The following is a 13,737-nucleotide window of genomic DNA, read 5'->3' on the forward strand; positions in this document are numbered from 1 at the left end:
GTTCACAAGGTCGAGCCTAGGGTCGCCGCACCGGGAGCGCAGAGTTGCTCGGACAGATCCCACAGCGCCAGCGCCCTGGATTCGTCCATGGCGTACGACGCCGCGGCACCGATCCCGCAGTCGGACAGGTAGAGCCCGCCCAATCCGTCCAACTCGTCGCTGACCGCCGCCCACACCTGGGTGGCGGCACCGAGATCAGGTGTCGTGAAATCGCGTGTGACGTCCACGCGGCGGGCCTCGGGGTCGCGCTCCACGGCCTTCACCTTGGTCAGGCTGGCGAAGTCGTCCGCGGTCATATGGCGCGCCAGCGATGTCGCGACGATCCCGGGATGCACCGCGAACGCGCGGACCCCGTTGTCGCGCAGTCGCCGGTCCAGTTCGACCGCGTGCAGCACATTGGCGGTCTTCGACGCGCCGTAGGCGGCGAACTTGTCGTAGTCCCGGCATTCCCAGTTGGGGTCGTCGAGGTCGACGTCACCCATGCGGTGGCCGTCCGAGGACAGGTTGACGACGCGCGCGCCGTCGGCGGCGACCAGCGTGGGAAGCAATGACCTTGTCAGTTCGAAATGACCCAGATGGTTTGTGCCGAACTGCATTTCGAAGCCCTCGGTGGTACGGCCGAAGGGGGTGAACATCACGCCGGCGTTGTTCATCAGCACATGCACCGCGGTGGTCAGGTCCTGGATGGCCGCCGCCGCCGTGGCGATGCTCGCCAGCGAGGCCAGGTCGAGGTGCACGTAGGACAGCTGTGCGCCGGGCACCTTCTCGCGCACCCACGATTCGGTGTCGGCGGCGTCGGCGGCATTACGCGCCGCCAGGATGACGTGGGCGCCGGTCGCGGCCAGCGCCGCGGCCGACTCGCGGCCCAGGCCCGAGGATGCGCCGGTGATCACGCAGGTCTTGCCGGTGAGATCGACGCCTTCGACCATCGCGGACGCCGACGGTGCGGATGTTGTTGCCACGACGTGAGGATCGCACGCGATGCCCGGGCCCTCCACGGGTGGGCCGGAAAGTGGTGGCCCTACCATGGCCGCCATGCCCGAGCCCCTGATCCTGCCCATCGCCGGACACACGCCTGCGCTGCACCCGGAGAGCTGGGTGGCGCCCAATGCCACCCTGATCGGTCGGGTGACGCTGGCCGCCGGGTCGAGCGTCTGGTACGGCGCGATCCTGCGCGCCGAGGCCGAGCCCATCGAGATCGGGGCGGGCAGCAACATCCAGGACGGCGTGACGATCCACGTCGACCCCGGCTTCCCGGCCCGGGTCGGTGCCGGCGTCACCGTCGGGCACAACGCGGTGCTGCACGGCTGCACCGTCGAGGACGACTCACTGATCGGCATGGGTGCGGTGGTGCTCAACGGTGCGACCGTCGGCGCGGGGTCGTTGATCGCGGCCGGCGCGGTGGTCGCGCAGGGGGCGGTGATCCCGCCGCGGTCGATGGTGGCCGGCGTGCCGGCCAAGGTCCGGCGCCAGCTCGGCGACGACGAGGTCGCCAACATCCGCACGAACGCGCAGCTGTACCAGCAACTGGTCACGATGCACCGTGGCCAGGATCACGAGGGCTGACGCGCCTCGACAGGTTCTGAATCGGGGGGTTCGGGTACAGGCCTACGGTGAACACCTTGCGGACACTGGTCACCGGCGCGACCGGGTATATCGGCTCTCGACTCGTCACCGCGCTGCTCGCGGAGGGTCATGAGGTGGTCGCTGCCAGCCGCAACCCGAACCGGCTCGCCGATTTCGGCTGGCACGACGAGGTGTCGGCCGTCGAACTCGACGCGCACGACGAAGACTCGGCCCACAAGGCATTCGCCGACGCCGGGTCGATCGACGTCGTCTACTACCTCGTCCACGGCATCGGGGAGCCCGGGTTCCGCGACGCGGACAACCTGGCCGCAGCCAACGTCGCCGCCGCGGCCAAGGCGGCGGGGGTGCGCCGCATCGTCTACCTCGGTGGGTTCGCCCCCGACGACAACTCGCTCTCGGAGCACCTGACCAGTCGCGCCGAGGTCGCGGCCGCGCTGACGGTCGACGACGGACCCGACGTGGTCTGGCTCGGCGCCGCCATGATCATCGGGGCCGGGTCGACGTCGTTCGAGATGCTGCGCTACGTCGCCGACCGGTTCCTGCTGCTGCCGATGCCCGAATGGTCGGCCAACCCGATCGATCCGATCTCCATCCGCGACGTGCTGCACTACCTGGTCGCGGTGGCCGACCCCGACGTCCCCGCCGGGGCCTACGACATCAGCGGGCCGGACACCACCACCTACGGCGACCTGCTCAGGACCTACGCGCGCACCGCGGGCATCTGGCGCACGCCGGTGGCGGTGTACGGCATCGACACCTGCCTGGTCTCGCGGGTGAGCGGCGTCGTGCTCCCCGTGCCGGGCGGCCTGGCCGGCGATCTCATTGAGTCTCTTGACTATCCGATGATGGCCTCGAAGAGTGGTCTCGGTGACCACGTCGCGGAGCCGCCGGGCGGGCTGCTCGGGGTCGAGGATGCGATGCGCCGCGCCGTCTCTAGTCCGAAGCGGCGTCCGGTGAACGCCCTGGCCGACGAGCACCACCTCGCCGACACCGACCCCCAGTGGGCAGGTGGCGACACGCGGCGGCTGCGGCACCTCGCGAGCACCGTGACGCCCTCGGCCGTGCAGCCCGTACTCCGCCTGATCGGGATCGTGCCCGGTCCCGTCGCGGGTGCGGTGCGCACCGGGCTGGACACCGTGATCGGCATGGTGCCGAAGGGGAGTCCGGCGTGAGCACACGCACCGGCCTGCCAGGGGAATTCATGCAGATCCTGCGCACCAAGGCCCCGCCGTTCAACGAACCGCCCTCGGTCATCGGCCGCCGCAAGATCGTCGTCGCCGTCTTCCTGCTGATCGGCGCTGCGCTGCTGGGTTATTCGCTGAGCCGGTCCCCGGGCGACGAGACGTTCCTGTGGCTCACCTTCGCGCTCGCGGGGGTCTGGGCCCTCGGGGCGTTCCTCTCCGGTCCGGTGCACTTCGGGCACGTGCGCTTCCGGGGACGCAACCAGCGTCCGGTCATCACGGGGAGCCTCGTCGGGCTGGCCCTCGGCGGCGCCTTCGTCGTCGGCGGCCTGGTCGCTCGCGAGATCCCGGGGGTGCGCGAATACATCACGCGGGTACTGGAATTCTCCAACGCCGGTCCGCTGGCACTGATCGTGTTCATCACCGTCGTAAACGGCGTCGCCGAGGAGATGTTCTTCCGCGGCGCCGTCTACACCGCATTGAGCAAGTACCACCCGGTGATCCTGTCGACCGTGTTGTACGTGATCGCGACCGCCGCCACGACGGGCAACCCGATGCTGGGATTCGCCGCGATCATCCTCGGCACGGTCTGCGCGTTCGAACGCCGCGCGACCGGCGGAGTGCTCGCACCCATGCTGACCCACTTCTTCTGGGGCCTGGTCATGGTGCTCGCGCTGCCCCCGATGTTCGGCGTCTGAGTCTCAGCTCGGCGGGTGGGCCGCTCGCCACGGCTGGCACGCGCCGGGCGGCGTAATGCGGCGGAAGCGTGGGTTGCGAGAGCCCGAAACAACGCCGAGCCAGATTGAAGCACCTGAAGGAGGTGCGGATGTTTCATCTGGGCTGGTTCTTGGGCAGCGGGTTCAGCGTGCAGACCTGGGCGATGGACCCGTGGGCCGGTAACACCGGACACGACTGGATGAAGGGCGATCTGTTCGTCGACCTGGCCGCCTCGCTGGAGCGGGCCCGGTTCGACTACCTGCTGGTCGAGGACACCAGCATGGTCGAAGACGCCTACGGCCGGTCGATGGAGACCACGCTGAAGTACGGGCTGCTCGCCCCGAAGTGCGATCCGGTACCGCTGATTCCGCTGCTGACGCAACGCACCAAGCACATCGGCATCGCCGTCACGCTGTCGACGAGCTTCTACCACCCGTACATGGCAGCGCGGACGATGACCACCCTCGACCACCTCACGGACGGGAGGGTGGGGCTCAACGTGGTCACGGGCAGTTCCACACGTGCTGCCCAGCAGTACGGGTACGACGAGCTGATGCTGCACGCCGACCGCTACGGGATGGCAGGAGAGTGGATGGAAGCAGTTGGTGCCCTGTGGGATTCGTGGGACGAGGGCGCGGTGCTGGTGGACCAGGAGACACCGCGGTATGCCGATCACACGAAGGTGCACACGGTCGACTTCGAGGGCAAGCACTTCCGTACCCGGGGCCCGCTCAACACCATCCCCGGCCCGCAACGGCGACCGGTGATCGTGCAGGCGGGCGCGTCGCCCGCAGGGCGGGATCTCGCCGCGAAGTACGCGGAGTCGATGCTCGCGCACGGCACCAGCATCGATCAGATGAAGGCGTTCCGCCAGGACATGCACCGGCGGTTGAAGGATTACGGTCGAGATCCCGGCACGCTGAAGATCCTCTTCCTGATCGACCCCATCCTCGGTGACAGCGACCGCGTCGCCCAGGCCCGCGAGGAGGACATGAGGGCCGCCCGGTGGAGTGACCACGCGATCGAAAAAGCCCTGTGGGGACTCAGTTACACCTCCGGTGGTGAGTTCGACTTCTCGACGTTCGATCTCGACGAGGAGGTGCCCGACGTGTGGGGCAACGGCGAGACCAGCACGTTGCGCACCTTCATCGAGAGCGCCCGCGGTAAGACGTTGCGCGAGGCCATCGCCACCGTCGACACCCATGCCGGCCTGGCGTTCGTCGGATCGCCGGACACCGTCGCGTCGAAGATGGGCGAGGCGATGGAGGAGGTGGGCGGTGACGGATTCCTGCTCTCACCAACCGTCACGAGGCGCAACATCGCCGAGATCGCCGACGGCCTGGCCCCGGCGTTGCGTAAGCGGGGTCTCATTCGGGATGGCTACAACCACAGCACATTCCGGGAGAACCTCCTGGAGTTCTAGACGACCGGCGTAATACGGGAGGCACTGCGGCGAAGCGGGTGCGTCACACGGTCCCGTTTGACTGCTGGTCGGGACGCGTCACCGCATTGCCGTGGTCTCGGTTGGAAAGTCGGCCCAAGCAGGAGGCATTCGTGTTCGACAACGCACACCCGCGCAGCAACCCGGCGCAGTGGGATCGGCGCACGTTCTTGAGGGCCGGTGGCCTGACGGTCGGCGGAATCAGCCTGGTATCGCTGATCGCCGCCTGCGGCGGCAGCAGTGGTGGCGGTTCGGGCAGCGGAACGGTCACGTTGCGCATGCCGTTCCTGGCCGACATGCAGATTCCCGACCCGGACGTCATGTACGAAGGCGAGGGCGTCCAGGTTATGGAGTCCGCCTACGAGGGACTTGTGCGCTACGAGAGCGGCACCGGGAAGATCATCGCCGGGTTGGCGAGGTCGTGGACGGTCTCCGACGACCAACTGACATACACGTTCACCCTGCAACCGGACGTGAAGTTCCACGACGGGACCATCGCCGACGCCGCGGCCTGGACCAAGAGTTTCGAACGACGCGGCAAGGTCAACCAGGGCCCGGCGTACATGGTCGCCGGCGTCGTCAACACCGAAGCGCCCGACCCGACGACGTTCGTGGTGACCCTCGGTGAGCCGAACAACGCGTTCCTGCACTACCTGGCGTGCCCGTGGCAGCCGTTCGCGGTGAGCCCGTCCGCGGTCGCCGCCAACAGCGTGGGCGATGATCTGGCGCAGGAATGGCTCAAGACCCATGACGCCGGCACCGGCCCGTACACCATCGCCGAGTTCGTCCCCGGCAGTCACTACACGTTGACGGCTTTTCCCGACTACTGGGGTGGCAAACCCGCGTTCGAGACCGTTCGCATCGAGATCACGCCGAGCATCTCGACCCAGAAGCTGCAACTCGATTCCGGCGCCTTCGACGTCGTGACCAAGGGCTTCCCGATACCGGATGTGCTTCAGTACCAACAGAACCCGAAGTTCACCGTCGTGAACGCGGTCGGAGGTGTCGGCGAGGCGATCTGGCTGAACCCGCACTCGGGCATCTTCGCCGACAAGGCGCTGAGGAAGGCCGTACAGACCGCCTTGGACAGGGCGGCGATCGTCGAGACCGCATGGGGCGGCCTGACCATCGCGCAGCAGGGAATGTGGCCCGACCGCACCTTCCCCACCGCGCTGGCCCCGTTTCCCGCTGAGGTGGACACCGCGCCGCTGGCGGCGATGGTGCCCAACCTTGCGTCGAACAAGGTCGACCTCGCCTGGGGTGCCGACCTCGGGGCGCCGCGCCAGCAGATGGCCGAGCTCGTGCAGACCCAGCTCGCCGCACTCGGGCTGGATGTCACCGTCCGCACGATGCCGACGGCCGAGATGTTCGACCTGGCCAACCAGCCATCCGAGAAGCGACCGGACATGCTGGTGGCCTTCCTCGGCGGCGACGCACTACACCTGGACACCACGTTTCGAATACTGCTGCGAACCGGCGCGAAGCCGTTGAACTTCTACCAGTACTCGAACCCGGAACTGGACAAGTTGATGGACGAGGCGGTCCGCCAGCCGACCTCGGAGCAGTCGGACGCGATCTATGAGCAGATCAGCCAGATGATCCTCGACGACGCCATCTGGATTCCGCTGTGCCTGCCGCCGAACTCCACCATCGCGCACAGCCACGTCACCGGAATCGAGAACAACGCGTTCTTCCCGCAGATCGTCTGGCCGCCGGCGCTGTCGCGGTCCTGACCGCGTCAGGCGGTGGGCGCCAGCTCGCGGAAGTTGCTGCGGTGAAATACCATCGGCGCCACATCGGGATAGATCGCCAATGCCACGATCTGCAGCACGACGATCTCGTGGTCGCCGACCTCGATGCGTTTGAACGGTGCGCATTCGAGCCACAGCGTGGCGCCGTGGACGAACACCGCACCGCTGTCGGTCGAAACCCAGTCGACACCGCTGAATCGGTCCCCGGCCTTGGAGGCCAGCGACCGGGCCACGGGTGCGTGATCGTCGGCCAGAACCGAGAGGCCGAGGCGATCCAGCTTCGCCAGCTTGGGCCAGGTGGTCGAGGTGTTGGCCACACACACCGAAACCAGCGCCGGGTCAAGCGAAACCGAGGTGAAGGAGCTCGCGGCCATGCCTTCGGCCACCCCGTCGAGCAGGCCGCAGAACGCGGTGACACCGCTGGGGAAACAGCCGAATGCCTGCCGCAGCAGGGCCTGATCGAACTGGTCGTCCACCGCGGTGATCATGACGACACCGCCGGCACGAAACGACGAGCGACCTCGAGCCAGTCGTCCAGATCGGGAGAGGTCTGATAGTCGGAGTCGAGCAGATACAGACTCGGCGCCGGGCAGCTCGCGCCGATCTCGACGAGTACGGGGCGCAGCGTCAGCTCAGGGGCGAGCGCGTGGGTGTACGAGCCGCCGAGCATGAGCGGAAACGTCGTGATCTGACCGAGTTCGCCGGCTCCGAACTGGTCGAGAAACAGCTTCAGCAGACCGGTGTAGGTGGCCTTGAATGTCGGTGAGGCGACGACCAGCAGGTCGGCGGATTCCACGATGTCCTTGGCCTCGGCCACCTTTGGGTCACCCCAGCCCAGCAGGCCTGCACCGAGGTCGACGACATCGACAACGTGTTGGGGCGCAGAGCCGGTCAGCTTTTCGGCGACCAACTCGGCCGCGGCACGGGTCCGCGACATGGGCTTGGGATTTCCTACGACAACGACAGTCATCCCTGCAGTCAACGAGAGCGAAATTTCCGGCACTTGCTTCGGGGGTAAACCTCTCATTGCGCCGCGGCAGGGCTGGTCCCGCGCAGCGCGGGCGCCGACGAGTGGCGTAATGCCCTTGCTACAGCGGCGAATCGGACGGGACACCGCGCAGCTGTTTGATCGACTGCGCGGCAAACCTTAAGGAGACGGCGATGACGAAGAAGTTCCACCTCGGCTGGTTCATGAACTTCATCCCACCGGAGTGGGATACCCCCTGGGCTTCACCGGATGTGGCGCAGTGGCCCAACGGCCGGTTCTACGTCGACATGGCGCGCAGCCTGGAGCGGGCCTGCTTCGACTACATCATGATCGAGGACACCGTGATGGTGGCCGACGCCTACGGCGGCACGATGGAGGGCTCCCTGAAGAACTCGGTGTTCGCGCCGAAACACGATCCGGTGCCGCTGGCCGTACAGATCGCGGCGAGCACGACACGGTTGGGTGTGGTGGCGACGATGTCCACCACGTTCTATCCGCCGTATCTGCTGGCCCGGCTCGCTTCGACGGTGGATTCCATCGCCGAGGGCCGGTTCGGGTGGAACATCGTGTCGTCAGCCGAGGACCGGGCGGCGCAGAACTTCGGTCTCGACGCGCTGCCCGAGCACGACGAGCGCTACAACGTGGCCGACGAGTACTACGACCTGGTCTGCGAACTGTGGGACTCCTGGGATGCCGACGCGGTGGTGATGGATCGCGACACCCACACCTACGCCGACTACCGCAAGGTGCGCACGATCGACTTCGTCGGGAAGTACTTCAAATCCAGGGGGCCGCTCAACACGGTGCCCTCCCCGCAGCACAAGCCGACGATCCTGCAGGCCGGAGCCTCCCCGCGGGGCCGCGCGTTCGCCGCCCGCGCTGCCGACGCGATCGTCGCGGTGGGCACCGGCATCGAAGGCATGCGGTCCTACCGCGACGACATCCGGGCCCGGGCCGCCGCGGCGGGACGCAACCCCGACGACATCAAGCTGATGTTCTGCGTGTCGCCGACGGTGGCGGCCACCGAGGCCGAGGCGCGCGCGGAACTCGACCGTCTCGTCGCGACGGACAGCTACATCGAGAAGTCGTTGGCCGGGATCTCGTCCAACACGGAGATCGACTTCAAGCAGTTCGACTGGGACAAGCCGCTTCCGGAAGGCTTGACCACCAACGGGGAGCGGGGCTCCCTGGAGCACTTCATGCGCGGCGACGGCAGTGGGGGGTCGAAGACGCTGCGCCAGTTGGCGATCGACTGGGCCACCACCGGTGTCGAGTTCATCGGCACACCCGAACAGGTCGCCCGCAGGATGGGCGAGACGATGGAGGAGATCGGCGGTGACGGCTTCCTGATCATGAAGCCGGGCTGGGATCTGAACCGCAACTACATCTCCTCGATCACCGACGGCCTGGTGCCCGAGTTGCAGCGATTGGGACTGACCAGGACGGAGTACACGCAGCAGACCCTCCGGCAGACACTGCGCGAGTTCTGAGCCGCGTGGATCGGCCGCCGTCACGGCGGCGCAATACGGTGTCGGGCGCAATGTCGCCGGGCCGGTCGTGGCACCACTGCCGAGGAAGGCGAAAGCGATGACGAAAGAGGTCAGTTCGATCTCTGCGGCGTTCCCCCTGTCGATCGCCGCGCGGGCCGTGCTGCAGCGTCGCACCCTGCGCGTCCTCGTCATGGGCCAGGTGGCCGGGGCGGCCGCCCTGGGGGCCGCCATCACCGTCGGCGGATTCGTGGTGGAGGACATCGTCGGCGTCAGCACGCCGTGGGTGGGGGTCTCGACCGCGGCGGTCACGGCTGGTTCCGGCGCGATGGCGCAGATCCTGTCGCGGGTGATGCGCCGATACGGCAGGCGTGCCGGGATGCAGTCGGGCTACGGCTTGGCGGCCATCGGCGGTGTGATCGCGTGTCTCGGCGTGCAACTGTCGGTGCTCGCAGTGTTCCTGCTCGGCCTGCTCCTGTACGGCGCCGGGTCGGCGACCAACCTGCTTGCCCGGTACGCGGCCACCGATCTGGCCGAGCCGGAGCAGCGTGGTCGCGCGATGGGCCGAATCCTGTTCGCGTCGACGTTCGGGGCCGTGTTCGGGCCGACGCTGGTGGTCCCGGCCGAGCATCTGGGTGTGGCGTGGTTCGGTCTGGACTTCTACGCGGGTCCGTGGTTGTTCAGCTCCTTCTTCTTCGCCTGCGCCGCAGTGAATGTGGCGGTGCGGCTGCGCCCCGACCCACTGTTGGTGTCGGCGGCCGAACACGGGGTGAGCACCGGGGAGCGGCCGATACGGCTGAGGGACTCCGTGCGTGCCATCGCCGCCTCGCCGACGGCGCGCCTGGCCCTGCTGGCGATGGTCACCGCGCAGGCGGTGATGGTCGGGGTGATGGCGATGACGCCGATCGACATGAAGGCGCACGATCACGAGGCGGTCAGCTCGCTCGTGGTCTCGGTGCACATCGCCGGGATGTTCGCCTTCAGCCCGCTGGTCGGCCGCTACGCCGACCGTCGGGGGAGGCTGGCCGCGTTGCGCGCCGGCTCATTGGTGCTGCTGGCCGCCTGCGGGCTGTCGGCCCTGTCCTCGGACAACGTGGCTCTGATGTTCGTGGCGATGTTCGCGCTCGGGGTGGGCTGGACGCTGGCCCTCATCGGCGGCTCGAGCCTGTTGATCGAGCACGTTCCCTGGGAGTACCGGGTGCCGGTCCAGGGCACCGCGGATCTCACCACCGCGGTGTGCGGTGGGCTGGCCAGCGTCGTCTGCGGGATCATCATGAACTGGACGGGATTCACCGCCCTCACCCTCGGTTCGGCGGTTCTCACCCTCCCCGTCCTGATCGGGGTGCTGGTGCGGCGTCGCGCCGCGGCGGGGGCGGGCGTATGACCGCCGACGACCTGGTCGCGGTCCCGGGCGACGCGGCCGACACCCGGCGGCTGCGCGCGCTGATGCGGGTGCCGGGCTACCGCAACCTGTTCGTGAGCTCGTTGCTCTGGCACACCACCCGGTGGGGCGTGCTGTTCACCACCAGCTACCTGCTGACCCAGATCGCCGGGTCGCCGGTACTCAATCAGGTGGTCGGCGCGCTCTTCTTCGTCCCGATGCTGCTCGGCGGATTCTTCGCAGGCGTGATCAGCGACCGGTTCGAACGCAAGCGGCTGATCCTGGGCGTGCAGTTGGTTCTGATCCCGGTCGAGTTCCTGATGTTCGTCGCGGTGCAGTCCGGTCGGGTCGAGGTGTGGATGACCTTCCCGTTCATGTTCCTCGTCGGTATCGGCGGCCTGGTCAACATGACGGCCCAGCGTCCCCTGATCTACGAGACGGTGGGGCCCCGGCTGGCCAGCCAGGCGATGACCATCGAGGCGACGGCACAAGCGGGGTCGGCGATGTTCGGCACCCTCGTCGGCGGAATCCTGATCCAGCAACTCGGCATGGGCGCCGGATTCGCCGGGATGGGCCTGCTGCTGGTCCTGTCCGCGGCATTGCTCGCTTTCGTACCGCGGCCCCGATACGCGGCCACACCCCCGGCGGCGGGTTCGATCTCACTGCGGAACCAGGTGACGACGAGCGCGAGCCTGTTACGATGCAGTCGGCGGTTCGTGGCGATGCTCGCCATCACCGTCGTGATGAACCTCTGCATGTTCGGCTACATTCCCCTGATACCGGTGGTGGCCGAGAGTTTCGCGCAGGGCGCCGTGCTCGCGGGCGCGCTCGCCGCGGCCCCGGGTCTCGGCCAGATCACCGCCGGTCTGGTGCTGACCACCAGACCGCTGTACCGCTACGGCCGGGTGTTCGCCTGCGGATCGGCCGTTGCGCTGCTGGGGCTGCTGGTCTTCGCCACCGTTCCGGTGCTCGCCGTCGCCTTCGTCGCGCTGTTCGTGGCCGGCATCGGCCAGGCCGGGTTCGGCTCGATGCAGAGCCTGCTGGCCATCGAGTCGGCAGGACCCAACGAGCGTGGCATTGCGCTGGGCGTGCTCAGCACAGCCATCGGTGCGCTACCCATCGGGATGGCAACCATCGGTCTCGGCGCGGAACTGTTCGGTACCCGGACGGCACTGATCATGTCCTCGTTGCTGGGTCTGACGGCGCTGGGGGTGATCGTGGTGCGCAGTCGCCGGGATCTGTTGGGGCCCAACCCGGCGGTCGTGATCGCATCCACCTGAGCGTGCCGTGGACGGCGTTACACCGGTAATGCGCCGCGCAGCACGGCGCAATGCAAAGACCACGATGGTGACCCCGAGCCGTCATCTGCGGCGATTTTCATTACGGGTCAACAGCGCAACACCCACCGTCAACACAAGCCCCACCCGCGCATCACAGCCTGAGGAGACGACGCCCGTGACCCCAATCAATCTGGACCGGCGTGGTTTTCTGAAGGTCAGCGGTTTGACCGTGGGCGGGTTGGCGTTGGCCAACCTGGTCGCGGCCTGCGGCGGTGAAGCCAGTGTGGACGGCCAGCGCAACCTGACGTTGCGGATGCCGTTCCTGCAGGACATGCAGGTTCCCGACCCCGACATCATGTACGAGGGCGAGGGGGTGCAGGTCATGAGGTCCTGCTATGAGGGCCTGGTCAACTACAGGTCGGGCACCTCGGAGATCGTCGCGGGGCTGGCGGAGTCGTGGACGGTGTCTGATGACCAGCTCACCTACACCTTCAAGCTGGTGCCGGATGTGACTTTTCACGACGGCACCCCGGCCGATGCGGCGGCCTGGGTCAAGAGCTTCGAGCGTCGGGCAGCGGTCAATGAGGGGCCGGCCTACATGGTGGCCGGCATCGCCAGATCCGAGGCGCCCGATCCGACCACTCTGGTGGTGACGCTCAAGGAGCCCAACAACGCGTTCCCTACATGGTGGCCGGCATCGCCAGATCCGAGGCGCCCGATCCGACCACTCTGGTGGTGACGCTCAAGGAGCCCAACAACGCGTTCCTGCATTACGCGGCGTGTCCGTGGCAGATGTTCGCGGTGAGTCCGACCGCGGTCGAAAGCAATGCGGTGGGTGGGGATCTGGCGCAGGAGTGGCTCAAGACCAATGACGCCGGGACCGGGCCGTATGTGATGAAGGAGTTCGTGCCGGGCAGCCACTACACGCTGGAGCGGTTCGACGGGTATTGGGGTGAGGAGCCGTACTTCCAGAGCGTCCGGATCGAGATCGTTCCCGAGATCGCCACGCAGAAGCTGCAATTGGATCAGGGCGCCTTCGACCTGGTGGCCAAGGGCTTCGCGATCCCCGATGTGCTCACCTACAAGCAGGACTCACAGTTCAAGGCCATCACCACAACGGGCGCGTCGATGATGGCGCTCTACATGAACTTCGGTGCCGGCGTGTTCACCGACAAGGCGCCGCGGCAGGCGATGATGACGGCCCTGGACCGCTCCGCCATCGTCGACACCGCCTTCCAGGGCCTGACCGAGGTGCAGTCGAACTTCTGGCCGGAGAACATGTTTCCCCCTAGGCTGGCGCCCTTCGATTCGCCGGTGGACATCGGGCCGCTGGAAGCGATCGTGCCGACGTTGCCGTCCAAGAAGATCGACCTGGCCTGGGTGACCTCCAACGGGGCGCCCGCACAACAGGTCGCCGAGCTGATCCAGACCCAACTCGCCCCGACCGGGCTGGAGATCACCGTGCGCGCCATGCCCACCGCCGAGTGGTTCGACATGGCCAACCAGCCGGCCCAACGGCGCCCCGACCTGCTGGTGGCCACGATGGGGGGCGACGCGCTTCACCTCGACACCGCAATGCGGATCTTCCTGCGCACCGGAGCCAAGCCGCTCAACGCCTTCCAGTACGGCAATCTCGAGGTCGACCGGCTCATGGACTTGGCGATCACCAAGCCGACCGTCGACGAGACCAACGAGGTGTACCTGCGTATCACCGAACTCGTCAGAGACGAGGCGCTCTGGGTGCCGCTGTGTCGCATACCGCAGAACATGGTGATGCACGCGTATATCGATGGCGTCGAGCAGGATTCGTACATTCCCTACGTTTTCGCGCCACACAAGATCAGCCGCGTGTGAGCACGCGTCGGTAGGGCCTTCCCAGCGGGGTGTTCACCGTGACCGGCGCAATGCCGCGGGAATCGGACCG

The 13,737-nt window shown here is 67.4% G+C and carries 13 protein-coding genes; 10 read left to right on the plus strand and 3 right to left on the minus strand.

The window, feature by feature from the left end; all coding sequences use genetic code 11:
• Positions 1–2: 2 nt before the first annotated feature.
• Positions 3–962 (minus strand): SDR family NAD(P)-dependent oxidoreductase, encoded by a 960-nt coding sequence (locus tag H7I57_RS00340; RefSeq protein WP_264021213.1) that lies wholly within the window; start codon positions 960–962, stop codon positions 3–5.
• 73 nt (positions 963–1,035) lie between these two features.
• Here H7I57_RS00340 and H7I57_RS00345 point away from each other — a divergent pair, with 73 nt between their 5' ends.
• The 5 genes from H7I57_RS00345 to H7I57_RS00365 all read left to right on the plus strand — a co-directional run bounded on the left by H7I57_RS00345 (position 1,036) and on the right by H7I57_RS00365 (position 6,659).
• Positions 1,036–1,566, plus strand: coding sequence for a gamma carbonic anhydrase family protein (locus H7I57_RS00345; RefSeq protein WP_264021214.1), 531 nt, complete (start codon positions 1,036–1,038; stop codon positions 1,564–1,566).
• A gap of 47 nt (positions 1,567–1,613) precedes the next feature.
• The gene (locus H7I57_RS00350; protein ID WP_264021215.1) at positions 1,614–2,759 is read left to right on the plus strand and encodes an NAD(P)H-binding protein; all 1,146 of its coding nucleotides are present in this window, start codon (positions 1,614–1,616) and stop codon (positions 2,757–2,759) included.
• Between the two features lie 29 nt (positions 2,760–2,788).
• The gene (locus tag H7I57_RS00355) at positions 2,789–3,466 is read left to right on the plus strand and encodes a CPBP family intramembrane glutamic endopeptidase (protein WP_264021277.1); all 678 of its coding nucleotides are present in this window, start codon (positions 2,789–2,791) and stop codon (positions 3,464–3,466) included.
• 128 nt (positions 3,467–3,594) lie between these two features.
• Complete coding sequence (locus H7I57_RS00360) at positions 3,595–4,908, plus strand: NtaA/DmoA family FMN-dependent monooxygenase (RefSeq protein WP_264021216.1); 1,314 nt, start codon at positions 3,595–3,597, stop codon at positions 4,906–4,908.
• A gap of 131 nt (positions 4,909–5,039) precedes the next feature.
• Complete coding sequence (locus tag H7I57_RS00365; RefSeq protein ID WP_264021217.1) at positions 5,040–6,659, plus strand: ABC transporter substrate-binding protein; 1,620 nt, start codon at positions 5,040–5,042, stop codon at positions 6,657–6,659.
• 5 nt (positions 6,660–6,664) lie between these two features.
• Here H7I57_RS00365 and H7I57_RS00370 read toward each other — a convergent pair whose 3' ends face one another.
• Positions 6,665–7,165 (minus strand): flavin reductase family protein, encoded by a 501-nt coding sequence (locus H7I57_RS00370; RefSeq protein ID WP_264021218.1) that lies wholly within the window; start codon positions 7,163–7,165, stop codon positions 6,665–6,667.
• Positions 7,162–7,647, minus strand: coding sequence for an NADPH-dependent FMN reductase (locus H7I57_RS00375; protein ID WP_264021219.1), 486 nt, complete (start codon positions 7,645–7,647; stop codon positions 7,162–7,164). Before H7I57_RS00375 ends, H7I57_RS00370 begins: the two co-directional genes overlap by 4 nt.
• A gap of 191 nt (positions 7,648–7,838) precedes the next feature.
• On the opposite strand from H7I57_RS00375, the gene H7I57_RS00380 reads away from it, so the two are divergent.
• From H7I57_RS00380 to H7I57_RS00400, 5 genes are all read left to right on the plus strand, one after another.
• A complete protein-coding gene (locus tag H7I57_RS00380) occupies positions 7,839–9,155 on the plus strand; it encodes an NtaA/DmoA family FMN-dependent monooxygenase (protein WP_264021220.1) in 1,317 nt (438 codons plus the stop codon).
• Between the two features lie 97 nt (positions 9,156–9,252).
• The gene (locus H7I57_RS00385) at positions 9,253–10,536 is read left to right on the plus strand and encodes an MFS transporter (RefSeq protein WP_264021221.1); all 1,284 of its coding nucleotides are present in this window, start codon (positions 9,253–9,255) and stop codon (positions 10,534–10,536) included.
• The gene (locus H7I57_RS00390; RefSeq protein ID WP_264021222.1) at positions 10,533–11,813 is read left to right on the plus strand and encodes an MFS transporter; all 1,281 of its coding nucleotides are present in this window, start codon (positions 10,533–10,535) and stop codon (positions 11,811–11,813) included. Before H7I57_RS00385 ends, H7I57_RS00390 begins: the two co-directional genes overlap by 4 nt.
• Positions 11,814–11,988: 175 nt before the next feature.
• Positions 11,989–12,552 carry an ABC transporter substrate-binding protein gene (locus H7I57_RS33385; RefSeq protein ID WP_264021223.1) on the plus strand — a complete coding sequence of 188 codons (564 nt, stop codon included), beginning with the start codon at positions 11,989–11,991 and terminating at the stop codon, positions 12,550–12,552.
• A complete protein-coding gene (locus H7I57_RS00400; protein WP_264021225.1) occupies positions 12,498–13,667 on the plus strand; it encodes an ABC transporter substrate-binding protein in 1,170 nt (389 codons plus the stop codon). Before H7I57_RS33385 ends, H7I57_RS00400 begins: the two co-directional genes overlap by 55 nt.
• The last annotated feature ends 70 nt before the right edge of the window (positions 13,668–13,737 follow it).

Source organism: Mycolicibacterium pyrenivorans (genome assembly GCF_025821625.1).
GTDB lineage: Bacteria > Actinomycetota > Actinomycetes > Mycobacteriales > Mycobacteriaceae > Mycobacterium > Mycobacterium pyrenivorans.